Below are 23,969 nucleotides of genomic sequence, written 5' to 3'. Positions count from 1 at the left end.
TTATGTCCGCATCGCAGCCCGCCGCCGCAGCCGAGACCGCCAAGCCGAAGCTCGCCTTCCGGCCGCTTCCCGTGCCGCAGGTCGATGTCCGCGGCTTCTGGGGCGATCGTGTCGACGCGGTCGCCGCCAGGACCGCCGGCATCCTCTACGACCGCTGCGTCGAAGCGCGCATGCTGGAGCAGATCGATCCGGACCGGCCGTCGCCGGGCGTGGTCATTCCCTTCCATTCGCCGTCGCCGGACGAGGCCGACGAGCAGGGCGCCGAGTTCACTGGATCGACGGTGACGACGCAGATGTTCTGGGATTCCGACTGGGGCAAGACGATCGAGACCGCGGCCTATTCACTCTACCGCCGGCGCAACCCGGAGCTGGAGAAGAAGATCGATGCCGTCATCGACATGTACGGCAAGCTGCAGCAGGAGGACGGCTATCTGTCCAGCTGGTACCAGCGCATCCAGCCCGGCCTGCGCTGGACCAATTTGCGCGACTGCCACGAACTCTATTGCGCCGGTCACCTGATCGAGGGCGCGGTTGCCTATTATCAGGCGACCGGCAAACGCAAGCTTCTCGACATCATGAGCCGCTACGCCGACCATATCGCCGACACTTTCGGCCCGGAGCCGGGCAAGCGGAAGGGCTATTGCGGTCATGAGGAGATCGAGCTGGCGCTGGTGAAGCTCGCGCGAGCGACCGGCGAGAAGAAATACATGGACCTGGCGAAGTACTTCATCGACCAGCGCGGCCAGCAACCGCATTATTTCGACGAGGAGGCCCGCGCCCGCGGCGCCGACCCGAAGGCCTATCACTTCAAGACTTACGAATACAATCAGTCGCACAAGCCGGTGCGCGAGCAGGACAAAGTCGTCGGCCACGCGGTCCGGGCGATGTATCTCTTTTCCGGCATGGCCGACATCGCGACCGAGTACGGCGACGACAGCTTGCGCGCCGCGCTCAACCGACTCTGGGACGATCTCACCACCAAGAGCCTTTACGTCACCGGCGGCCTCGGGCCATCGGCGCACAATGAAGGCTTCACCAGCGACTACGATCTGCCGAACGAAACCGCCTATGCCGAGACCTGCGCCTCGGTCGGCCTGGTGTTCTGGGCAAACCGCATGCTCGGCATGGGGCCGAACGCCCGCTATGCCGACATGATGGAGCGGGCTTTATACAACGGCTCGATCTCTGGGCTGTCGCTCGACGGCTCGCTGTTCTTCTACGAGAACCCGCTGGAGAGCCGCGGCGGCCATCACCGCTGGAAATGGCACCGCTGCCCCTGCTGCCCGCCCAATATCGGCCGCATGGTGGCGTCGATCGGCAGCTATTTCTACGGTCTCGCCGACGACGCCCTCGCCGTGCATCTCTATGGCGACTCGACAGCCCGTTTCGAGATCGCCGGCCAGCCGGTTACTTTGGTCCAGACCAGCAACTATCCCTGGGACGGCGCGGTCGCGGTCGAGGTTGGACCGGAGGCGCCGGTGGAATTCACGCTCCACCTGCGCATACCCGCCTGGTGCCGCAAGGCGACGCTCAAGGTGAACGGCAAGATGCTCGATCTCGACACGGCGACGGGCGACGGTTACGCCGCGATCCGCCGCGAATGGCAAAAGGGCGATCGGGTCGAGCTCGATCTCGAAATGTCGATGGCGCGCCTCTTCGCCAACCCGCAGGTGCGCCAGGACATCGGCCGCGTGGCGCTTGCGCGCGGCCCGCTGATCTATTGCGTCGAGGAAACCGACAATGGCGGCGGGCTGCATCGCATCGCCTTGCCGCGCACGGCCAGGCTCGAGGCCCATAAGGAGCCGAACCTGCTCGGCGGCGTCGTCACGCTCTCGGCCATCGGCAGCAAAGCGGAAGCGGAGAACTGGGGTGCCGATCTCTACCGTCCCGAACCGCCTGCCGCGCAGGAGACGAAGCTCAAGGCGGTTCCCTATTTCGCCTGGGACAACCGCGATCCCGGCGAGATGCTGGTGTGGCTGAGGGAGGGGTAGGGCAGGGTAGCGGCTACAGATGCACGAAGGCCGTCAGCGGCAGGTGGTCGGAGGCGACCCGCGACAGCGGTGTGTCATGTGCCTCCACCGCTGAAACCAAATCGTGCCGGTTGCCCATGATGCGGTCGAGCGCCAGCACCGGCAGGCCGGCTGGGAAAGTGGGCACCGCCGGCGGCGTCGGTCCGAAGGCCGTGTGCAGCGTGTTCAGCGCCGAGCGGTTGCCGAGCCGCCATTCGTTGAGGTCGCCGAGCAGCAGCGTCGGCCTTTCGTCCGCGCTGTTCATGATGTCGAGCACGACGCGGGCCTGTTCGGAGCGCGAGCGGCGCAACAGGCCGAGATGGGCGGCAATGACGCGCAGCGTCCGTTTCTCGTCGAGATCGATCTCGGCGACGAGCGCGCCGCGCGGCTCCAGTCCCGGCAGCTTGATCTGGTGGACGTCGCGCACCGTGCCGCGCTTGAACAGAAGCACATTGCCGCGCCAGCCATGCCCCTTGCCGTTTCCTATGACCGGCACCGGTACCAGCCCGGTCTCCAGTTCCAGCCGGTTAAGGTCGAGCAGCCCGGCCTTGTCGCCGAAGCGGTTGTCGGCCTCCTGCAGCGCGATCACGTCGGGACTCATTTCGCGGATGACGCGCGCCGTCCTTTCAGGGTCGAATCGGCGGTCCGTGCCGATGCATTTGTGGACATTATAGGAGGCAACGACGATTTCGGCGCCGGCGACGCGCTTGCGCGGTGTCGCCTTGCCCTTGCGCGCGCTTCTGCCGCGGATCGAGAGGAGCACGGTCTCCGGCAGGCTGCGTCCTTTTATGTCGTCTATCTCCATGATCCCGATGCTCGATTTCCTGCTCTAAAGATAGGGCGATCCCAGCCACAGCAAACGGTCGAAGACGCGGATTACGAATGGCCTTGCTTTCAGCGTCTGCAGCGTCACCGGCTGGGCGGTGGAGATGGCGGCCGCGATGCGGGCGTCGATCTCGGCGGCGAAGTTTTGATCCAGGATTTCCATGTCGATCTCGAAATTCAGCCTCAGCGAGCGGGCGTCCAGATTGGAGGAGCCGACATAGGCCCAGACGCCGTCGATTGCCATCAGCTTCGAGTGGTCGAACGCGCCTTCGTGGCGCCAGACGCGGCAATAGTGCTTCAGCACCTGGTCGAACTGCGCCGTCATCGCATGATCGACGAGGAAGAGGTTGTTCACCGCCGGCACGACGATGTCGATTTCGACGCCACGCCGGCCGGCCGTGGTCAGCGCGCTGATGAATTCCCGGTCCGGCAGGAAATAGGGCGACATGATGCGGATCGATTTGCGGGCGACCGAGAACGCCCCCATCAGCAGCTTGAGGTTGGTTTCGTTGGAAGCGTCCGGTCCGGTCGCGACCGCGCGCACCAGCATCGGCTGCCCGGGCGGTGGCGCTGTCCGCTCGACCTCCCAGGGTCCCTCTTTCAACGCCTCGTTGCCGGCAAAGCGCCAGTCCTCGGCGGCAACCGAGAACAGATCTGCCACCACCGGCCCCGCGATCTCGAAATGTGTGTCCCGCGAACTGTCGGAACCGGCGAATTCGGCTGAGAATCCCTTGCGGATATTCATGCCTCCCGTGAACGCCACCGTTCCATCGACGATCAGGATCTTCCGGTGCGTTCTGAGGTTCGCATAGGGAAGTCTCAGGCCCATGACGATGTTGCCGTTGAAGAGATCGACGGTGACGCCGGCTTCCCTGAGTTGTTTCAGGATGCTGGGCACCGAGTAGCGCACGCCCACGGCGTCGATCAGCACCCGCACGGTGACGCCGCGCTTGACGGCGTTGCCGAGCGACTGGACGAAAAGCGCCCCGACCGCGTCATTGTCGAAAATATAGGTTTCCAGAAGCACGCTTCTTTGCGCCGCGTCGATCGCCCGGCACATCGCCGTATAGGCTTCGTCGCCGGTCTTGAGCACGGCGATGGTGTTTCCCGAGGTGAGCGGGCGCCGCGTCACCCTGTCGCCGAGCGTCTTCAGCCCGGTGAAACGCTGGCCGTATTCGGAGTTGATCAAGGCTTCCAGGGCGACGTCGCGGTCGTGCCTCGCCGCTGCCGCCTCGCTGGAGACGGGACGCATGGCGCTGATTGTCGCGCGGCGGATGCGGTTGATGCCGGCGATGGCGTAGATGATCGCGCCGAGGAACGGCGACAAGAGCATCACGCCGACCCAGCCGGTGGCGGCGCGCACGTCCTCCTTGGTCATGATGGCATGCACGATGCCGACCGCCGCCATCGCCAGCGACAGGATCAGGATAAGCGTGGACCAGTGACTCGCGATCGCGTCAAACATTGACGCGACTATTGTGCGGGCGGGCGCGGAAGGCAATGCAGGAGGTCGGGGCAAGCCGAGGACAAGCGCTTGGCGGGTGATCGGGAGGCCAGATTAGCTACCAAAGCTGTCCGTGTGCTGATCGTCGGCTTTTGACCTAAAGTGGTCGGTCTCAGTTTCACGCAGGACTGCGGATCGGGCCTGGGATTTTCCCCTAGGTATTGACGGCTTTGGGGACTAGCATGGTGCGCCAGGAGGGGCGATGACAGGCATTTCGATCCGCAGGGCGGACTTCATGATGGTCCTCGCCTATGCTTCGGACCTTGCCACCGGCCATTCACGCGACTTTGCGTTGAAATCCTGCGTGCTTGCGATGCGGATCGCCGATCTCGCAGGCGCTTCCGAGCAGGACCGTCGCAATGCCTACCACCAGTCGATGCTGCGCTATGTCGGTTGCAATGCGGACACGGATATTCTGTCGGCCACCTTCGGCGATGAAATCGCGCTCCGCCAGGATCTTGTCGGTCTCGACATGGGCAACCGCGCGGAACTGGGCCGGGTCTTCGTGCAGGCCTTCAAGCGGCTCTACTACGATCTCGATCCCGCCGCGCAGGCCAAGGCGATCGAGGCCGGGATGTCGCAGGCGATCGCGGTGGCCCGCCCGGTGCTCACCGCGCATTGCGAGGTCGCACAGCGGATCGGTGAGCGGCTGGGCCTGTCCGACGAGATCCGGCGAAACCTCGGACAGATCTACGAACGCTGGGACGGCAAGGGCCTGCCGCGCGGGCTGAGCGGCGAGGATGTTCTGCCGGCGGTACGCCTGATCACCTTGGCGCAGGATGTCATAGCGCTCAGCGATGCCGTTGGCATCGACGGGATGGCCGAAACCATTGCCAGCCGCGCCGACGGCCCATACGAAGCGGAACTGGCCCGACTCGTCTCGGCCAATGCATCGGCGCTGATGGAGGGCATCGGAGCGACGGTCGACCGCGAGACGATCCTGGCGCTTGAGCCCGATCCGCCGGTGACGCTGGACGAGGCGGCCTGCGACGAGGCGTTCCTCGCCATCGCCGACATGATCGACATGCGCATGCCGTTCACGCAGGGCCATTCACGGATGGTGGCGGAACTCGCCGAGGGTGCGGGGAGACAAATGGGACTCCCCGCCACGGACGTTCGCGCCCTGCGGTGGTCGGGCTGCATTCATGACATCGGCGAGCTCGTGGTGCCGGTGGCGACCTGGATGCGCAACGGTCCGCTGTCGGTTCGCGAGCGCGACGCGGCGCAGTTGCACGCCTATTACGGTGAGCGGGCGCTGGCTTCGTTCGGTCACGAGGGCGGGCCGATGGCCGCGCTCGTCCTGCGCCATCACGAACGCCTGGACGGCTCCGGATATCACCGCAAGGTCGGCGGCTCGGACCTGTCCCCGGCGGCGAGGATCCTGGCCGTCGCCGAAGCATTCCAGACGTCGCGGGAGGAGCGCCCTCATCGCAAGGCATTGTCCAGCGAGGCGGCGGCGACGCAGTTGCGGGCCGCCGTCCGTGAGGGCTGTATCTGCCCCGACGCCGCCGAGGCCGTGTTGTCCTTCGCCGGACAGCCATCGCGACGGCCGGCGCCGCGCTCGTTGGCCGGCATGACGCCGCGGGAAATCGAGGTGCTGCGCCTGATCGCCGCCGGCCTGACGGCGAAGGAAGTGGCGCGGAAACTGGATATCTCGCCGAAGACCGCGGACCACCATATCCAGAACGTCTATTCCAAGGTCGGCGTGACCACCCGCGCCGCCGCCGCGCTCTATGCGGTCGAGCACGGCCTTGTCCGGCCGGGCGAGACCCAGGCATAGGGAATACACCCCATGTGCGCCTGTTCGAAGGGGCGCATCGTCATCCTGTCGACGGACCAATGGTGGCCGCGACCGACAGGAGGAACTCCCATGCTTCTCGCAACGACCAAGGTGGCGGATCTCGACCGCTTCATCAGTATCTTTTCGACCAAGGGCGCCGACAAGCGCCGGCTGCACGGCTCGCAAGGCGCAACGGTGTTCCGCGACCCCAGCGAGGCCGACCGCATCTGGGCTATCTTCGACTGGGACGCCGAGGGCTGGAAGAACTTCGTGTCGGACCCCGAGGTGCCCGGGATCATGCAGGAAGCCGGCCACGTCGGGAAGCCGCAGGCCGCACTTCTGCTCGGCCACTACGAGGCCTGATCTTCACGCTGCGCGCCGCCTGCCATCCACGGCGGCGGCGCGCCCGAACGAAACCCCAACAATCGGAGAAATCAGATGGATCCGAAACCCATCAAGATCGGCCTTATCGCCGAACTCACCGGCCCCTTGTCCTTCATGGGCATCGCCAATGCCAACCTCACGACCATGCTCGTCGACGACATCAACGCCAAAGGCGGCCTGCTCGGCCGGCCGGTGAAGCTCGTCATCGAGGATGGCGAGACCACCGACAGCGCCGCCAAGGCAAGCGCCGCCAAACTCGTGGATGTCGACAAGGTGGACCTGGTCGTCGGCGGCATCTACAGCTCGACCCGCCTGGCCATCAAGAGCGAAGCAGTCGCGCGGGGCAGGACGCTCTACATCTACACCGAGCAGTATGAGGGGCAGGAAAACGATCCCCTGATCTTCTGCACGGGTCCCGTGCCCGCGCAGCAGGTCGAGCCGCTGATACCGTGGCTGATGAAGAGCACCGGGGCGAAAAGCTTCTATCTGCCGTCGGCCGACTACATCTGGCCCCACATTTTGAACAAGGCGGCGAGCCGGGTGGTGCGCGCCAATGGCGGCGAGATCGTCGGCGAGGAGTATTTCCCGCTCGATACCGTCGATTTCCGGCGGACGGTGCAGCAGATCATGGCGAGCGGCGGCGAGGTGGTGTTCAACACCATCGTTCCGCCGGGACTGACGCCGTTCCTCGACGAGCTGCACAAGGCCGGTTTCGGCAAGCGGGGCGGTAGGATCGTCTGCACCTACTTCGACGAGAACTTCTTCAATCTCGTGCCGTCCGAGCAGATCGAGGGGCTCTGCAGCTGCCTCGACTACTACCAGGAACTCGACGATCCGTTCGGCCGCGCGCTCCTGCATCGCTATGCAGACAGGTTCCCCGGCAGCGCGATGCTGACGGCAGGCAGCGGCTGCACCGGCCACTACCGGGCGATCAGGATGTGGGAAGCGGCGGTTAACGAGGCCGGCACCGTCGAGCGCGACGCGGTCATCCGGGCGCTCGATCATGCCCGCATCGGCGAGGGACCGGGCGGTCCGGCCGAAATGGTGCCCGGTCAGCATCACGTCCGCATGAACATGTACATCGCGCAGGCGCGGCGCGGTCGGTTCCACGTCGTGAAGAACCTGGGTCCGATCGATCCCAACGAACAGGTACTTGCCGGCGAACTCGAAATCAGCGGCACGGACTGAGCCAGCGGCCCCGATCGCTGCTCTTGCAGGTGGTGGGTGCGAGCAGATGCTTGCACCTTGCCACCCGAGCGCGCCGGTAGTGGGGTCAGTTACAAGGCGACCGCCATCTGCGGCGTCGGACCAGAAATCGCCGACGGACAAATATCTCGAGCGCGTCGCCAACGTGACCGTGCTGGCCTTTTGGTTGGCGCCGCAACCGGGCCTAAAGCTTCCTGAAGAAGCCCGACAGAATATTCGGACCCGCTTCTCCGGGCTGCAGTCTGATCCCGTCCTCGAAACAGTTCAGCGTCACGCATTGGAAGCCGCTGGCAGCGAGGAGCGCCACCAGCGAGTCACGGTCGAAGTGGTGCAGATGCTCGTTGGGCAGGCGCATGCGCCACGTCCGGAACCACGCGTCGCCGCCGGCGCCGAACTCGCGCCAGCGGCAATAGGGGACGGTGATGGCCAAGTGGCGGGTCTGAAGGCGGGAAAGGAAACTGAGGTCCGGGATGTGCTCGATCACGTCGAACATGGCGACGAGGTCCCACGCGCCGGCGAGCGCCTCATCCCAATCGACAAAGCGGACGCCCTTTGGCAGAGGAAACTCAGCGATATCGCAGCCGGCGCAATCGACGACGCCGGTTATTTTAGCGGCTTCGACGAATGTGCCTGTGCCATATCCAATCTCCAGCACGGATTGAGGGATCTCGCCGGTGATGCCAAGCACCCAGCCAAGCCGCTGATATCCGAGCTTGATGGTCCGGTCGCTCAGGTCCTCGTAATAGGAAATGTATTTCTTGTCGTATTTGATCGGCGTGAAGTCGATCTGGTGGATCACGCCGAACCTGTCCACCTCATAATTGTCCAACATTGCCCGCGCGGCCTCCGGATAGTGAATTCCTTACATGGTCAACTACACGTGGCCGCAGTTTTAAGCATTTCGGCTCGGGAAGGTGCGGGCAAATTTCCGATCCGTCGAACAGAGGCGTAGAACCTCGGATAGTCGCCAGAGCACAAGTCGAACAAGCGAAGAAACGCCGGAACCTGTTCGCCGTAGACGGCGGTCGCAGCAAGCTTTGCGTTGTTGATAGGGCTATCGAACCAGGCGTCGTATCCGCGGTATCCGCCCCATCGCTTGTCGCGCATTTGCCGGTAGCGCACCCGCAGCCTGTCGATCGTGGCTGCTTTGGCGGCCGCCATCTGCTCCGGGCTACGGGGACTTCCAAAGACCTGCCTCAGCTCGTCCCGGGTTTTCGATATCAGTTCGAGAAAATCCGCCTTGCGCTTGCGATCGATTTCGTAACTGCGCAATCCGGCGCGATTGCCGGTGGCGCGGAGCCATTTCCTCGTACCGGTGGTTTCGACGGTAACCGCGAAAGCCTCGTTGAACGCGGAGTCGCCGTTCACATAGACTTTCTGATGTGCCAGCTCATGGAAGATAAGGCTTGCGAGATGGGTGTCGTCCTGACGCAGCATGGTGCTGAGCAGCGGATCGCTGAACCAGCCCAGCGTGGAATATGCGGTGACGCCGGACACATAGACGTCCAGCCCCTGTCGCTGCAGTTCAGCGGCACTTTCGAGCGCGTCTTTCCGCGAAAAATAACCCTTGTAGGGAACGCAGCCGAAGACTGGAAAGCACCACGTTGTCGGCGCGAGAGAGAATTGCGGCGCGGCAAAAACGGCCAAGGTCACATCGTCCCGACCGATGTCGACATAACTGCGGTAGCTATTGTTTTCGGGCAAGGCCAGTTCATCTGTCGCGAACCGTCGTATGGCGCTCGCCGACGTCAACCTGCCGCGCAGCGCCTTTGGCGTCGAGGGATCGCGGATCAGCTTCGCAACATTCTTGCGCGCCGCCATGATCTGCACATGGCCCTCCAACGACTGCGCGTAGTAGGAAATGCTTGTGCACCCGCTCACGCCGGACGCCATGATCACAGCGGCAAGCAACCGAAAAACGCGCTTCACAGCTTGCCCACCGCTTGCTCATCTCCCCGCGGAGCAAATGTCCCCATTTGCTCCCGTGTCTCAAACAGGCGCGCCTGTTTTCGTCAAGACCTGGAGGGGCAGCGGGTCGGACTTTCGATTTCTCAGCGGTCGTCAAGCCATACGGCGCTAACGAAGATCTCACGCCCGCCTGGCCACCAGCCGCAGCCAGGGCGCGAGATGGAACGCCGCCATCAGGAGATACATCGGCACCATGCCGCTGAGCACCGAGGCGCCTGACATGCACATCATGTCCTGGCCGCCATAGGCCGCCGTCAGCAGCGCCATCGTAGCGAAGGTGGGCGCCGCGGCGAGGCAAAGCCAGTCGGCGAGGCCGAAGCCGCTCAGGCCGGTTGGGCGAGGGGGATCGATGCTCATGGTTCCACCTTCTAAGCGGTCAGGTTTTCAAGCCCATAGGAACAAGGGCGCAGAGATCGGCTCCGGCGGCGCGCGGGTTGCGCCACCGGAGTCGCTTCACGCTGAGGCGTCCTTGTTGCGGAACGCCGCTTCGCCGGCGTCAGATATCTCGACCCATTTCTGGTCGGGGGCGGCGCCTTCTTCGTAATTGTCGTGCCAGTTCCACCACTTGTAGGTCTGGGTCTGCGGATAGCCCTCGGGCGAATCCTCCCACACCTCCTGGCGGCCGAGCGGCGTGACGTCGAGATAGCTCCAGACGGTGCCAAAGGCTTCGTCGCCGCGGTTGTTGACGAAATAGGTGCGAAAGATGCGCTTGCCGTCGTGGATGAAGACGTTGTGGCCGTGCCATTCGTCGACGCCGAAATCCTTATCCCAGCTGTCGGTGATGGTGTACCAGGGCATCTTCCAGTCCATCCGCTGCTTCAGCCGCTGGATGTCGGCCTGCGGCGCGCGCGAGGCATAGGCAAGGGTGGTGTCGCGGGCGTTGAGATGGGCGAGGTTGCCGACCTGGTCGGCGCCGAGCGAGCAGCCGCGGCAGGCGTGCTCCGGCCAGCCAAAGACGCCGGGCTCGAAGAAGGCGCGGTAGACGACAAGCTGGCGGCGGCCTTCGAACAGATCGAGCAGGCTCGCCTTGCCGTTCGGGCCTTCGAAGCCATAGTCCTTCTTGACTTCCATCCACGGCATGCGGCGGCGTTCGGCGGCCAAAGCGTCGCGGGCGCGGGTCAGGGACTTTTCCTTAACCAGCATCTCTCCATACGCGCCTTCCCATGCTTCCTGCGAAACGACCGGTGGTGTCTTCATGTGTTGGGTCATTGCTCTTGTCCCGTTCTTGGGTTTGGTTGGGGGTGACGAGGACAGACATAGGGCCGCACGGTTCGATGGTGAGAGTTACAAGTGTGACGCGATTTGCTGCGGCAAGCTTTGAGGCGGGTTCTTCATGGACTCGCTGATCAATGCTGCGGGCCGCGCGCTTGCCGCCGGCGATCCGCTCGGCGCCCTGAAGCGCGTGGCGCTGCGCGACGACGCGCCGGCGTTGGCGCTGCGCGGAATCGCGATGGCGCAGCTTGGCGATTTCGCCAAGGCCAAGGCGCTGCTGAAGGACGCCGCCCGCGCCTTCAGCCCGAGGGAAGCGGTGGCGCGCGCCCGCTGCGTCGTGGCGGAGGCCGAGATCGCGCTGGTTTCGCGCGACCTCGGCTGGCCGGAGAAGGCTTTGCGATCCGCCCGCGCGACGCTTGCCGCGCATGGCGACCGGCTGAACGCCGCCTATGCCGGCAGCCTCGAGGCGCGCCGCCTCATCCTGATCGGCCGTCTCGACGAGGCCGAGCGCCTGCTTTCGGATTTCGATCCGGCGCCGCTGCCGCCGGTCGCGCGCGTCGCGCATGAATTGGCCGCCGCCGGCATCGCGGTCCGGCGTCTCAGGACCAAGGCGGCGCGCTCGGCGTTCGGCAGGGCATCGCTTGCCGCTTACGAAGCCAACATCCCGGCGTTGCGGGCCGAAGTCGAAGCGGCATCGCTGGTTCTGAACACCCCGGTCGGCCGGCTGATCGCGCGCGGCGCGCAGAAAGAGCTTCTGCTCGACGAGGTCGAGGCACTGCTGAGTTCGGGCGCGCTGGTCATCGATGCCTGCCGCAACGTCGTGCGTGAAGCCGACGCGGTCGTTTCGCTGGCAACCCGGCCGGTGCTGTTCGCGCTGGCGCGCACGCTCGCCGAGGCATGGCCGGCCGATGCATCGCGCGAGACGCTGCTGAGGCGCGCCTTCCGGGCAAAGCATGCCGACGAGTCGCATCGTGCGCGGCTCAGGGTCGAGATGGGACGGCTGCGGGCCGAGCTCGCCGCGCTGGCAGGGATCGACGCGACGGCGGCCGGTTTTGCGCTCACGCCGCTGAACGTCGCCGAGGTCGCCGTGCTGGCGCCGCCGGTCGAGGACGAGCACGGCGCGATGCTCGCCTTCCTGGCCGATGGCGAGGCCTGGTCGAGTTCGGCGCTGGCGATCGCGCTTGGCGCCAGCGCGCGCACCGTGCAGCGCGCTCTGGAGCGGCTGTCGGGCGAGGACAAGGTGCAGGCGGTCGGCCGCGGCCGGGCGCGCCGCTGGATGATGCCGCCGGTGACCGGATTCCCGACTGTCTTGTTACTCCCGGGCCCGCTGCCGAGCGATTAGTTTGCTGCAGATCGTTCAGATCGATGGAGATTAGAAATGAAAAGAGCAGCCGCCGAGATCCTGCGTGAATACGGACCCTTTCCGGGCGCCGAGCGCGTCAATGGCGTCACCTATGACGGTAAGAAAGTGTGGTTCGCCGATGGCGACAAGGTGAACGCCCTTGATCCCGAAAGCGGCGCGATCGTGCAGTCGATCGACGTCGCTTCGCATGCGGGCACAGCGTTCGACGGCAAGCATCTCTACCAGATCGCCGAGGACCGCATCCACAAGATCGATCCGGGCACCGGCAAGGTTATCGCGACCATCCCGGCGCCGGGCAATGGCGGCGACTCAGGTCTTGCCTGGGCCGAGGGTTCGCTCTGGGTCGGCCAGCATCGGGCCCGCAGGATCCATCAGATCGATCCCGAGACCGGCAAGATCATCCGCACCATCGAATCCAACCGCGTCGTCACCGGCGTCACCTGGGTCGACGGCGAGCTTTGGCATGGCACCTGGGAAGGCGACGAGAGCGATCTGCGCCGCGTCGATCCGCGCTCGGGCGAGGTGCTGCAGACGCTGGAGATGCCGGCCGGGACCGGCGTGTCCGGGCTGGAATCCGATGGCAAGGGCTGCTTCTTCTGCGGTGGCGGCGGCAGCGGCAAGGTCCGGGCCGTGCGCCGTCCGGGATACGATGCCGGCACGTGACCGCTCGCCTGAAGAGGCGGTCCGATCAGGCCGCTTCGCGCGCCGGCCGCGTCATGGGCTTGTTGGAGGCCTTCGCGGCGTTCGGCCCGTCGATATGCGCCCAGGCGGGCCGCTCGAACAGGAAGTTGCCGAAGCCGATGCGCTTGACGATGAAGTAGAGCACCACCGGGCTGATGACCGAAACGAGCAGGACCGCAAGGCTCAGCATGCCGGTGTCGGTCAGAAGACCGCTTGCCAGCGCTGCGCCGCGGAAGATCGACATCGGGATGGTGAAGGCGACATAGACGACGAGCGAATGCTCGCCGAGCCAGCGCAGCCATTCCATCGAGGCGAATTTCGACAGGAAACCGCCCGCAACGCACAGCGCCACGGCACCGGCGACCGCGAGAACCAGATGCAGCGGCGGCCATGCCGCCAGGCCCATCTGCATGCCGACCGGCTGCATAGCGTAGCCCGGCGAATAGACGAGCAGGCCGTTGACGAGCGCCCACGCGAGCAGGCCCGCAACGGCAATCGCCGGCCGGCCTTGCGTCCACGCGACGAGCCGGAACACCAGCGGCGCCAGGACGAAGCCAAGATAGAAGAACACGAAATAGGCCGCGAACTGCTCGAGGGCGTAGCTGTCCGGACGCGGCGCCCACATCTGCAGCGCGGCCGCGATTGCTATGACGATCCAGTGCGGCACATGAAGCTCGCGCACGAGGCGCGCCACGAGGCCGAACACGGCGAGCATATAGATGAACCACAAGACGCCATAGGGCTGGACGACGGCCATTGCCAGGTCATGCAGCATTCCGGCGGGATCGCGGCTGAAGATGCCGATCTTCAGCCCGATCGAGATGATCGCCCATAGCACGTAGAAATAGAGGTAATGGACGACGCGCCGGTCGACATAGCGCCGCCATGGCCGGTCGATCACTTGCGACAGGAAAAGGCCAGAGATCAGGAAGAACTCGGGCATGCGGAAGGGCGTCGCGAAGCCAATCGCATAATGCAGGAAGCCGACGCCGTTGGTGTATTCGCCGGTGTTGTAGGCGGCATACATCATCACCACCAGGATGATGGAAAGGCCTTTTGCCGTGTCCACCCACGGCATGCGGTTCGGGCTGCTCATGCGCGATCTCGAGGAAATTCAACTTCCGCGATTGTAGCGGACCGGCCGATGCCCCGCAGCAACAAGCTTACGATATCGTAAACGGGTTCCTTGTTCGGGGCCGGCGTTAACCTTTGCCTGATGCCGCAGGAAGTGCAGCGGTCCGCTGCTCGCGCATCGCCACTGCGACGATCGCGCCCGACAGGAAGGTCAGCGCGGCGATGGCCCCGATCGCCGCGACGAAGCCGAAGAAATCGGCGATCAGGCCGGCGCACAGCGCTCCGATCGCATAGCCGAGGTCGCGCCAGAAGCGATAGACGCTGAGCGAGCGTGCCCGCCAGGACGGATGCGAGGCGTCCGACACCGCGGCAATCAGGCTAGGATAGACCATTGCCGTACCGAGGCCGAGGATGGCGCTCGCCAGCAGCCACCAGCCGAAATCGTGCGTCATGGCGGTGAGCAGAAGCCCCGCCGCCTGCACCCACATGCCGGCGACGATCAGCCCTTTGCGGCCCCAGCGGTCGCTCAGCGGCCCGGTCGCGACCTGGAGGATGCCCCACACCGCCGGATAAACCGCCTTGAGGATGCCGATGCGCTCGACGCTGAGCCCATTGGCGACGAAGAAGAGCGGAAACAGCCCCCAGCTCATGCCGTCGTTCAGATTGTTCACCAGGCCGGCTTGCGATGCGGCGAAAAGATTTCGGTCGCCAAACGAGGTCAGCATGAAGATCTCGCGAAAGCTGAGCGGCGAAGCCTGTTTTGGATGGTTGGCCAGTTCCAGCCGCACATGCCCGCGCGTGTCGCGCACAAGCAGGATCGACAGCGCCGCGCCCAGGATCGCATAGCCGACCCCGAGATAGATCGGCACCGGGCGCAGCCCGTAGCGGCTCGCCAGATAACCTGTCAGGAAAGCGGTGACGCCGACGGCGAGATAGCCGGCGAACTCGTTGAGGCCGACGGCAAGCCCGCGCGATTTCGGCCCGACCAGGTCGACCTTCATGATCACCGTCATCGACCAGGCGAACCCCTGGTTGATGCCGAGCAGTGCATTGGCGGCGACGATCCAGCCCCAGCTCGGCGCCCAGATGATGATGAAGGGCACCGGCAGGCCGAACAGCCAGCCGAGTATCAGCACGCGCTTGCGGCCCCATGTGTCGGCGAGCTGGCCGGAGACGAGATTGGCGCAGGCCTTGACCACGCCGAAGCTGACGATGAAGGAGACGATGAGCGTGGTCGAGGCGACGCCGAATTCCTCCGCGCCGATCAGCGGCACGACGGTCCGCTCGATGCCGACCATGCCGCCGACGAAGGCGTTGATCAGCACCAAGAGCGCGAATTGCTTCCAGTTGGCCTTGAGGCCAAGCGCGACGGCGGGCGCCGCTGCGCTCAAGATTTCGCCCCGGCGTTGACCGCCCGGGTCCGGGCGGCCTCCGGCGGCGGGGGAGGGATGTCGGCGGTCATGGCGGCGACGAACTCACCCTCATCCTCGATGCGGAAGGCCTTGTTGAAGCGCCGCTCGAAGCCGATTGTCGATGTCGGCTTGCCGCTCAGGGAGCGGCCGCAGACCGAGCCCGAATAGGCGCCGGGCAGCACCTCGATATGGTCGGGCAATTCCTTCAGCCGGCGCACGCTGGCATAAAGCGCGCGCGCCCCGTCCTGCGCGCTCGAAGCAAGCTCGGTGCGGCCGAGATCGCCGACCATCAGCGTATGCCCGGTGAGCACGAACCAGGGCTCGGTCGACCGCGTCCGGTCGGTGACCAGAAGGCTCAGATGCTCCGGCGTGTGGCCCGGCGTGTGCATCACCGTCGCCGTCACATTGCCGAGCTCCAGCACCTCGCCGTCCTTCACGCGCCGGAACGGGAAGCCTGCCTCGGCGCCCTCGAAGAGCACGTATTCGGCCCCGGTCGCCTCGGCGAGCGATCGCCCTGCCGAGATGTGGTCGGCATGGATATGCGTGTCGACGACATAGAGAATGCGCATGCCGGTCGCGCGCGCCGCCTCGACATAGGGCGCGATGTCGCCGACCGGATCGACGATCGCCGCGGAAGCCTTGCCGCCGCAGCCGAACAGATAGGAGGCGGCGACCGGGTCGCTATGCAGGAACTGCCTGAAAATCATCGCTTTTCCTCCGGACGGGCAGCTGCACCGGGCGAGCCGCCCGGCTTGACAGCAGGTCGAAACTGTCATTCAATTATTACATTGAATGACGATGCGTTGCAGAAAGGCCGATGTCAATCCGCAATCCGAAACAGGCGCTCTACGAACAATTCGCGATCGTGGCCAAGGCACTCGGGCACCCGCTGCGCCTTGAGATGATCGAGCATCTGGCGCAAGGCGCGCGCAGTGTCGAGGCGCTGGCCGCCAAGCTCGGCCAGCCGGTCGCCAACGTCTCCCAGCATCTGCAGGCGCTGCGCCGTGCCGGCATCGTCTCGGCCGAGCGCGACGGCAAGTTCGTGCATTATTCGCTGAGCGATACCAGCGTGCTGTCGGCCTTCGCCTCGGTGCGCGGCGTTGCCGAGCGGCGCCTCGCCGAAGTCGATCGCATCGTGCGCCGCTATTTCGATGCGCGCGACGACATGCGGCCGGTGACGCGCGACGAGCTCCAGGCGCTGATGCGCGACGGGCTGGTGACGCTGATCGACGTCCGCCCGGCGGACGAGTTCGCGCTCGGCCACGTGCCCGGCGCGATCAATGTTCCGTTGGGTGAAATCAAGACGTGGTCCGGCAGCGCCGACGCCGGCAGGGAAATCGTCGCCTATTGCCGCGGTCCGTGGTGCGTGATGTCCTTCGAGGCCGTCGCGGCGCTGCGCTCGCTCGGCCATTCCGCCCGGCGCCTGGAGGACGGCATGCCGGAATGGAGAGCCGCCGGCCTGCCGGTGGAGATGGCCGCCTGGTATCGGGGCTAGCAGCGCGGAATGCTCGCGGGCCCAAAGGCGACTAAGCGCCCAATTCCAGACGCCTGATTACAATATGGGGAATGGCTGAGTGGGCCGACGAACGGCCGACTTGGCCGCCTACCAAAAGCGGACATTGCTGGTGCCGATGCTGAGGTCGCGATTGCGTCAGAAGCAGACATCGCAGGAGGACGTCCTGAGCCGGCGGCGCAAAGAGCAGCGCGCGCCAGGTACTGTCAATCAAGTGCTTGGTATGTAACATTACCTGCTAATATGCGATGGGCAGTTGGGGGAAGGATGCCGAACTCTTGGCGGAATGTCCCTTTGGGAGAAGCCGATATGCAGGGCTCAGTTGAAGGCGACCTCGCCAGCCGCCTGGCATCCGCTAACCAGCGCATAACCGAATTGGAAAGTGCCAATGCGGTCGCGGTGATCGAACTTGACCGTCTTGCCGTGGAAAACAACCGACTGATTCAAGTCAACGAAGAACGGACCAAGGAACTGGCCATTCTTAACAGCGTCGGCGATGCGATGGCGAAGACGCTGAATGTCAAGACGGTGACCCGCATCGTCGGCGATCAGGTGCGCGAAATATTCGGGGCGGACATTACCGAAATCCTGTTACGCGATGAGATCTCTGATCTGATCACCGTCCCGTATTCATTCTATCGCGAGTATCAGGATGTCGAACCGTTTGCTTTGGGCGGAGGATTGACCTCCAAGGTTATCCTCTCCGGAAAGCCTCTGAATTTAGGGACTTTCGAACAGTCCCTTGAGTTCGGTGTCATCGCACTCACTGAAGCGGAGAGAGCCGAATCCTACATCGGCGTGCCGATCATCGCCGGAGGCAGAACCCTGGGCGTTGTCAGCGTGCAGAGTTACGAGAAGAATGCGTTCAACGAAGATCATATGCGCCTGTTGCAAGGGTTATCCTCTAGCATGGGCGTCGCGATTGCCAACGCGCGCCTTTTCGACGAAACTCAGCGGCTGCTGAAAGTAACAGAGGACCGCGCAAAGGAACTCGCCATTCTCAATAGCGTCGGCGAAGCGATGGCGAAGACGTTGAATGTGAAGACAGTGACCCGAATTGTCGGCGACAAGGTTCGCGAGATCTTCGGCACTGAGGTAACCGAAATCTTGCTGCGCGATGAGACGTCCGATCTGATCACTGTCCCTTACGCATTCTACCGCGACTACCAGGATCCTGAACCATTTGTAATGGGCGAAGGCCTGACTTCGAAAGTCATACTGTCGGGCAAGCCACTGCTGTTAGGGAATATAGAGGAGCACATTGCTCTGGGCGCGCTGATGCCGACGCAGGACGACCGGACCGAGTCCTATCTCGGCGTCCCGATCATTGCCGGCGACAGAACGCTGGGTGTGGTTAGCGTCCAGAGCTACCAAAAGAATGTATTCAACGAAGATCATGTGCGCCTGCTGCAAGGGCTCTCGTCCAGCATGGGCGTTGCCATTGCCAACGCATACCTGTTCGACGAGACGCAGCGACTCCTCAAGGTGGCGCAAGACCGGGCCAAGGAACTCGCCATTCTCAACAGCGTCGGCGAAGCGATGACGAAGTCGTTGAACGTCGACACCGTCATCCGGCTGGTAGGCGACAAGGTCAGGGAGGCCTTCGGCACCGATGTCAGCGAGATTCTGTTGCACGACAGCCAATCCGGATTGGTTCGAGTGCCTTACGCTTACTACAGGGGTTACAAGGCCATCGAGCCGTTCCCACTCGGGATCGGTCTTACATCGGAAATCATCTCCACGGGAAAGCCGTTGGTTTTCAGCACCATGGAAGAGGGAAGAAGGCGCGGCGCCTATTTTCCTTATGAAGAGGACAGGACCTCGTCCTACATTGGCGTGCCGATAAATTCGGGCGAAAGAACGCTCGGCGTGGTTAGCGTACAAAGCTACGAAAAGAACGCGTTCGACGAGAACCACGTACGCTTGTTGCAGACGATAGCCTCCAACATGGGTGTCGCGATCGCCAACGCCCGCCTGTTCGACGAGACCCAGAGGCTTCTCAAGGAGACGCAACAGCGCGCGGCAGAACTAGGTGCGATCAGTAAGGTCAGCCAGGCACTGATCGGCGAAGCCGAACTTGGCAACACGATTCAGTTGATCGGCGATCAGATGCAGGAAATCTTCAGCGCCGACATCGTCTACGTCGCTTTGCTCGATCCAAAGACGAAGCTCATTCATTTCCCTTATCAATTCGGCGAAGCCTTTACCACGCTTCGGCTGGGCGAAGGCCTGACGAGTAAAATCCTGGAAACCGGAGCGCCGTTGCTCATCAACCAGGATGTGGCCGAACGCGGTGCGAAAATTGGGGCAACTCCGGTGGGTAAGGACGCACTGTCGTATCTTGGTGTTCCGATCAAGACCGCTCAGGGCAACGTCGGCGTGATCAGTGTGCAGAGCACAACTCGCGAGGGTATGTTCGACGACGACTCCCTCCGGTTGCTCTCCACCATCGCAGCCACTGCCGGTGCCGCCCTGCACAATGCGCAGCTGTTCAGCGATCTCAAGTATACCGAGGCCGCCGTTCGCCAGAGCGAAGGACGGTTCCGTCAACTTTTCGAGTCAGCTCCGATTCCGCTTTGGGAGGAGGATTGGTCAGGTCTCAAAGTTATCGTCGACGGCTTGGTAAGGCAGGGGATCGGCGACATTCGCGACTACCTACGAGACAATCCACAAGTGGCGGAGTCACTCCACGCTTCCGTGCGCTGGATCGATTTCAACGATGCTCTGGTTCGTCTCTACGGCGCTGAAAGCAAGGATGCATTGCGAACTCGACTGGAGGCGGACACCGGTGAACATTCCTGGGCAACCTATCCCGATGCCGTAGCGCAATATCTCGATGGCCACCTGCACACTTCAACCGAGGTCGTCGAACAGGATTTTAGCGGACGCGATCTCTACCTTGTCGAGACGGTGCAGCTTCCTGGCGATCCGGCAAATGACTGGTCGCGCATCGTCTCGTCCACTCAGGACGTGACGGAGTTGAAGCAATTGTCCCTCGCTCTCCAGCAGGCGAAGGAGGCGGCCGAATCGGCCAACGAGGCGAAGAGCACGTTTCTGGCAACCATGAGCCATGAAATCCGCACACCGATGAACGGCGTAATCGGCATGGCCAACTTGATGCTTGCCACGAAGCTGGACGACGAGCAGCGGGAAATCGGCGAGACGATAAACAACAGCGCGGAAGCTTTGCTGACCGTCATCAATGACATCCTCGACTTCTCCAAGGTCGAGGCCGGCAAACTCGATCTCGATCCTCGGCAGTTCGAACTGCGCGAGTGCCTCGAAAGTGCGATCGATCTGATCGCGCCAAGGACGGCCGAGAAGGGGTTGGACCTCAGCTATCTCGTCGAGCCGGGCACGCCGGAAGCGATCATTGCCGATAGCAGCCGGCTGCGGCAGGTGCTGATCAATCTCCTCAACAACGCTGTCAAATTCACTGAGCGGGGAGAGATCGTCCTTTCGGTGGTGGCGGTACCGTCCGCAGCCGCAAATGCCGGTTCACAAGCGGACGGCGAGCGGAACATGTGCACACTCCAGTTCGCCGTGCGCGATACGGGTATCGGCATACCGAGGGACCGGATGGATCGCCTTTTCAAATCGTTCAGCCAGGTCGATGCCTCTACGACCAGGCGCTATGGCGGGACTGGCCTCGGTCTGGCCATCAGCAGGCGTCTGGTAGAGTTGATGGGCGGTGAGATCTGGGTCGATAGTGCAGAAGGAAAGGGCACGACATTCTTCTTCACGATCCGCGCTCCAGTGGCTTCGAGCCAAAAAGCGGCTAAAGCGCTGCCGGCAACTGGCGAGCTGGCCGGCAAGCGACTGCTGGTCGTCGATGACAACGCTACGAACCGGCGCATCATGTCCCTGCAGGCGCAGTCATGGAATATGGTTGCATCGGCAAGCGAACATCCGGCCGACGCGCTGCTAAGGCTTGAGGCAGGTGAAGTCTTCGATGTCATCGTTCTCGACATGAACATGCCCGACATGGACGGGATCGAACTGGCCAGAAAGATACGGGCACTCGAAAGTAAGGACAGCGTTCCGCTGGTGTTGCTGAGTTCGATGGTTCCGATGTCGGAAGACAGGAAAAAGGAGATGGAAGGCCTAAAGTTCGCGGCCGCGCTTTCCAAGCCGATCAAGCCTTCGCCGTTGTTGAACGCGCTGCTCTCGATCTTCGCCGGAACCCCTACGCGCTACCACAGACCTGATCAACCGAAAGGAACGGCGCTTGATAGCGCGATGGCGGAAAAGCTTCCGCTTCGGATACTCCTCGTGGACGACAATGCCACCAACAGAAAGCTCGGCTCCAAGGTGCTCGAGCGTCTGGGCTACCGGCCGGATTTGGCAGTCGATGGGCGGTCGGCGGTCTCCTCCTACATCCAAGCCAGTCATGACGTCATTCTGATGGATATCGAAATGCCGGACATGGATGGCCTTGAGGCGACGAGATTAATCCGGGCGTCGGGTAGCGAAAACGCGCGGCAGCCTCTCATCGTCGCGCTCACCGCTAACGCCATGGCCGGCGATCGGGAGCGATATCTGGAAGCGGGCATGGACGACTATCTCAGCAAGCCGCTACGTGTCGAGGACCTCATCGCCTCGCTGAACAAAGCAGTGCCGGCCGCCCGGCAGAGACGCGGTGACGCAGCAAAAGATCTCGCGGAGACTGGCGTGGCGGAGGGGTAGGACGCAAGGGTGAGTCTTGGCGCAATCACCTCTGTTGCCGTGGCAGAGTTGTTTCAAATTATGAGCTATCACTAAATTAGTATAGCTGCGATATTCGATTTCCCGGTCTGGCTGAGGGCCAGAAGAAACCGTGCGTTCGGGGGGTAGCGTTGGCAATCGACAGAGGGGCGCTTGCAAAGCTCCGCCAGCTTGTGGGTGGCGCGGAGTCCGATCTTTTAGAACTGGTGGGGTCCTTTCTCGAAGAAGCACCATCCATCATGCAAGACTTGCGGGCATCCGCACAGGCTTCCAACCTGAATGCCACCCGCCGCGCCGCGCATTCCCTAAAATCGAATGCCAGGGACATGGGGGCGACCGAACTCGCCGAAGTCTGCGCTCGCCTAGAGGGTAGCTGTGCGCGTGGCGAACCACCCGACCCACGCGAAATCGACAGCGCAACGCATGCCTTCGAGGCGGCGGTGGCTGAACTCCGAGGGATTTTGGGAGGATAGCGTGAGCAGCCCTGGCAGGATACTCGTTGTAGACGACTCCCAGACCATAAGGATCAAGCTCAAGAAATCGGTCGAAGTTCTCGGACATCAAGCCGAGGCAGTAGAGAGCGGCCGCGCGGCTCTCGATCGGCTTGCGACCGAAAGCTATGACGTCATCCTTCTCGATATCATCATGCCCGAAATGGACGGCTTCGAGGTGCTCAAGACGCTGAAGGCCTCCCCCAGGACTCGGGATGTGCCGGTCATCGTGATTTCCGCGCTCGACGATGAGATGAGCAGCGTCGTAAAGGCGATTGAACTCGGCGCCGAGGACTTTCTGCCCAAGGACTTCGAACTCGCCCTCCTCAAGGCACGTGTCGCTACCTGCATTGAGAAGAAGAGGCTCCGTGACGTTGAGACGGAGTATTTGCGGCAGGTAGCCAAATTGACCAAGGCGGCCGCAACCTTGGAAACCGGGCGGTTCAACCCTTCGAAGCTCGGCATCCGCGATGTGGCAAGCCGCCCGGATGGTCTTGGCAAACTTGCAACCGTGTTCGCGACAATGGCCCAGAAGGTCTACGAGCGCGAGCGCAAGATGCGTCAAAACGTCCGCACGTTTCGCGGCGCCTTGCTGCTGCTCGCGTGCGGCGGCTTATGGGGCCTTGTCGTGCCACTTTCGAAGATGGCTTCGCTCGTCGAAGCCCATCCGGTCGGACTGGCGACCCTCATCGACATAATCGGAGCCCTGTTCTGCATCGGAATAAGCTTGAAGCGGAAGACGATGCCGAGCCTGAAAGAACTCACGCGAGCGGATTGGAAGTTCATCCTCTGCTTTGCCCTCATAAGCTCTGTGATCAACCAGGTCCTGGTTTATTGGGTCGCAAGCAAACTTCCGGCTTTTATCGTCTCCATAGTCATCGTGCTGGAGGGGTTTGCCGTATTCCTGTTCGCCGCCCTGATGCGGACCGAAGCTCCCAATTTGAAGCGCTTTCTGGGACTTGGATTGGGTCTCGTTGGCATCTGCATCATACTCCTCTATGGGGAGCCTGGGGAAATGACCACGGATTGGCTGTGGCTCGTCATCGCCCTTATCATCCCCGTTACTTACGCGACTGAAGATATCTATCTCTCGGAGGGCAAACCTGCCCATATCGATAACGTTGCCCTGTTCGGCATAACCCTTTCTGTTTCAGTTCTGATGCTGGTCCCAATGGCCGCTTTTTATCAGGATTTCATTCCGCTTGACCTGTTGGCCGGTCGGCTTGGCGTGATCGTCCTTTTGATGGCTGTCGCGGGGAATTTGGCGATGCTGCTCTTCATGGTGCTAATCTCCAGCACTGGTGCGGTTTTCGCCAGCCAGAACGCCTACGCCGTGACCGCGGCCGGCATAGGCTGGAGTATGTTGTTGTTGGGCGAAGCAATACCGGCGCTGACCTGGGTTTCTCTGGCGCTGATAGTCGTTGGTCTTCTGATGGTCGAGCCCAAGCAGGAGGCCGAGGAAGAACCGCCACTACTGGACGACGAGTTGGAGGAATTCGTCCCGCGGCTTGATCTGGTGCCGTCACCCACGGAATGAAAAGATCCGGGCAACGGTCATTTCGCGAATTCAACCTGACAATTGGCTGACAGCAGTTTCGGTACTGCCGGCCAAGCCGGCGAGTTGGCTATATTAAGCGCAAGGGCGGTAAGTTGTCCCTGACTGCATGGTCCTTTTCATGAGGAGAAGCTGGCTGCGGTCGTGGGTAACGACTGAAGGAAGCAGTCGCCGATCATGCCGGCCGCCCTGCATTCAGGCATGGCCAGCCGTCTTGTGGAGAGGGGATGACGCAGCTCGATAAGCAATCAGCTTGTTCGGAGCGGATCGCTCAAGACTTTCGCCACC

General features: G+C 63.0%; 19 protein-coding genes. 10 read left to right on the top strand and 9 right to left on the bottom strand.

The features are described 5' to 3' along the window. The first annotated feature begins 2 nt into the window (after positions 1-2). The gene (locus RFM68_RS14900) at positions 3-1,991 is read left to right on the top strand and encodes a glycoside hydrolase family 127 protein (protein WP_320233733.1); all 1,989 of its coding nucleotides are present in this window, start codon (positions 3-5) and stop codon (positions 1,989-1,991) included. Between the two features lie 13 nt (positions 1,992-2,004). Here the strand turns inward: RFM68_RS14900 and RFM68_RS14895 are convergent, their stop codons facing one another. Both RFM68_RS14895 and RFM68_RS14890 read right to left on the bottom strand, forming a co-directional pair. After that, entirely contained in the window at positions 2,005-2,814 is an 810-nt protein-coding gene (locus RFM68_RS14895; RefSeq protein WP_320233732.1) for an endonuclease/exonuclease/phosphatase family protein, read from the bottom strand. A 24-nt stretch (positions 2,815-2,838) separates the two neighbouring features. After that, positions 2,839-4,299 carry a phospholipase D-like domain-containing protein gene (locus RFM68_RS14890; RefSeq protein ID WP_320233731.1) on the bottom strand — a complete coding sequence of 487 codons (1,461 nt, stop codon included), beginning with the start codon at positions 4,297-4,299 and terminating at the stop codon, positions 2,839-2,841. Positions 4,300-4,651: 352 nt separating this feature from the next. Here RFM68_RS14890 and RFM68_RS14885 point away from each other — a divergent pair, with 352 nt between their 5' ends. The 3 genes from RFM68_RS14885 (at position 4,652) to RFM68_RS14875 (ending at position 7,690) form a co-directional block, all read left to right on the top strand. Further along, complete coding sequence (locus RFM68_RS14885) at positions 4,652-6,118, top strand: HD domain-containing phosphohydrolase (protein ID WP_320233730.1); 1,467 nt, start codon at positions 4,652-4,654, stop codon at positions 6,116-6,118. Between the two features lie 90 nt (positions 6,119-6,208). After that, positions 6,209-6,481 (top strand): hypothetical protein, encoded by a 273-nt coding sequence (locus RFM68_RS14880; RefSeq protein ID WP_320233729.1) that lies wholly within the window; start codon positions 6,209-6,211, stop codon positions 6,479-6,481. A gap of 75 nt (positions 6,482-6,556) precedes the next feature. Further along, positions 6,557-7,690, top strand: coding sequence for a substrate-binding protein (locus RFM68_RS14875; protein ID WP_320233728.1), 1,134 nt, complete (start codon positions 6,557-6,559; stop codon positions 7,688-7,690). Positions 7,691-7,892: 202 nt separating this feature from the next. Here the strand turns inward: RFM68_RS14875 and RFM68_RS14870 are convergent, their stop codons facing one another. From RFM68_RS14870 to RFM68_RS14855, 4 genes are all read right to left on the bottom strand, one after another. Next, positions 7,893-8,540, bottom strand: a complete 648-nt coding sequence (locus RFM68_RS14870) for a class I SAM-dependent methyltransferase (protein WP_320233727.1) — start codon at positions 8,538-8,540, stop codon at positions 7,893-7,895. A gap of 38 nt (positions 8,541-8,578) precedes the next feature. Then, positions 8,579-9,601 carry an aminopeptidase gene (locus tag RFM68_RS14865; protein ID WP_320233754.1) on the bottom strand — a complete coding sequence of 341 codons (1,023 nt, stop codon included), beginning with the start codon at positions 9,599-9,601 and terminating at the stop codon, positions 8,579-8,581. A gap of 195 nt (positions 9,602-9,796) precedes the next feature. Continuing rightward, entirely contained in the window at positions 9,797-10,033 is a 237-nt protein-coding gene (locus RFM68_RS14860; RefSeq protein WP_320233726.1) for a hypothetical protein, read from the bottom strand. A 96-nt stretch (positions 10,034-10,129) separates the two neighbouring features. Then, positions 10,130-10,885 carry a DUF899 domain-containing protein gene (locus RFM68_RS14855; RefSeq protein ID WP_320233725.1) on the bottom strand — a complete coding sequence of 252 codons (756 nt, stop codon included), beginning with the start codon at positions 10,883-10,885 and terminating at the stop codon, positions 10,130-10,132. Between the two features lie 124 nt (positions 10,886-11,009). Here RFM68_RS14855 and RFM68_RS14850 point away from each other — a divergent pair, with 124 nt between their 5' ends. Both RFM68_RS14850 and RFM68_RS14845 read left to right on the top strand, forming a co-directional pair. Next, the gene (locus RFM68_RS14850) at positions 11,010-12,230 is read left to right on the top strand and encodes a helix-turn-helix domain-containing protein (RefSeq protein WP_320233724.1); all 1,221 of its coding nucleotides are present in this window, start codon (positions 11,010-11,012) and stop codon (positions 12,228-12,230) included. 36 nt (positions 12,231-12,266) lie between these two features. Continuing rightward, positions 12,267-12,914: a Vgb family protein gene (locus tag RFM68_RS14845; RefSeq protein ID WP_320233723.1), complete on the top strand. Its 648-nt coding sequence runs from the start codon at positions 12,267-12,269 to the stop codon at positions 12,912-12,914. Positions 12,915-12,939: 25 nt separating this feature from the next. On the opposite strand, the gene RFM68_RS14840 is transcribed toward RFM68_RS14845, so the two are convergent. The 3 genes from RFM68_RS14840 to RFM68_RS14830 all read right to left on the bottom strand — a co-directional run bounded on the left by RFM68_RS14840 (position 12,940) and on the right by RFM68_RS14830 (position 16,125). Beyond that, positions 12,940-14,028 carry an acyltransferase family protein gene (locus RFM68_RS14840; protein ID WP_320233722.1) on the bottom strand — a complete coding sequence of 363 codons (1,089 nt, stop codon included), beginning with the start codon at positions 14,026-14,028 and terminating at the stop codon, positions 12,940-12,942. Positions 14,029-14,134: 106 nt separating this feature from the next. Then, positions 14,135-15,397 carry an MFS transporter gene (locus RFM68_RS14835; protein WP_320233721.1) on the bottom strand — a complete coding sequence of 421 codons (1,263 nt, stop codon included), beginning with the start codon at positions 15,395-15,397 and terminating at the stop codon, positions 14,135-14,137. Continuing rightward, entirely contained in the window at positions 15,394-16,125 is a 732-nt protein-coding gene (locus RFM68_RS14830) for an MBL fold metallo-hydrolase (RefSeq protein WP_320233720.1), read from the bottom strand. Before RFM68_RS14830 ends, RFM68_RS14835 begins: the two co-directional genes overlap by 4 nt. Before the next feature lie 110 nt (positions 16,126-16,235). On the opposite strand from RFM68_RS14830, the gene RFM68_RS14825 reads away from it, so the two are divergent. The 4 genes from RFM68_RS14825 (at position 16,236) to RFM68_RS14810 (ending at position 23,663) form a co-directional block, all read left to right on the top strand. Beyond that, a complete protein-coding gene (locus RFM68_RS14825; protein ID WP_320233719.1) occupies positions 16,236-16,913 on the top strand; it encodes an ArsR/SmtB family transcription factor in 678 nt (225 codons plus the stop codon). 327 nt (positions 16,914-17,240) lie between these two features. Then, positions 17,241-21,617, top strand: a complete 4,377-nt coding sequence (locus RFM68_RS14820; RefSeq protein ID WP_320233718.1) for a GAF domain-containing protein — start codon at positions 17,241-17,243, stop codon at positions 21,615-21,617. 149 nt (positions 21,618-21,766) lie between these two features. Further along, the gene (locus RFM68_RS14815; protein WP_320233717.1) at positions 21,767-22,108 is read left to right on the top strand and encodes an Hpt domain-containing protein; all 342 of its coding nucleotides are present in this window, start codon (positions 21,767-21,769) and stop codon (positions 22,106-22,108) included. Between the two features lies 1 nt (position 22,109). Then, a complete protein-coding gene (locus tag RFM68_RS14810; RefSeq protein ID WP_320233716.1) occupies positions 22,110-23,663 on the top strand; it encodes a response regulator in 1,554 nt (517 codons plus the stop codon). Positions 23,664-23,969 lie beyond the last annotated feature (306 nt).

Origin of the sequence: Mesorhizobium montanum, from assembly GCF_033977145.1 — a bacterium.
Taxonomy (GTDB): Bacteria; Pseudomonadota; Alphaproteobacteria; order Rhizobiales; family Rhizobiaceae; genus Mesorhizobium; species Mesorhizobium montanum.
The sequence above is the reverse complement of the archived record's forward strand: the minus strand, read 5'-3'. Positions and strand labels throughout refer to the sequence as shown.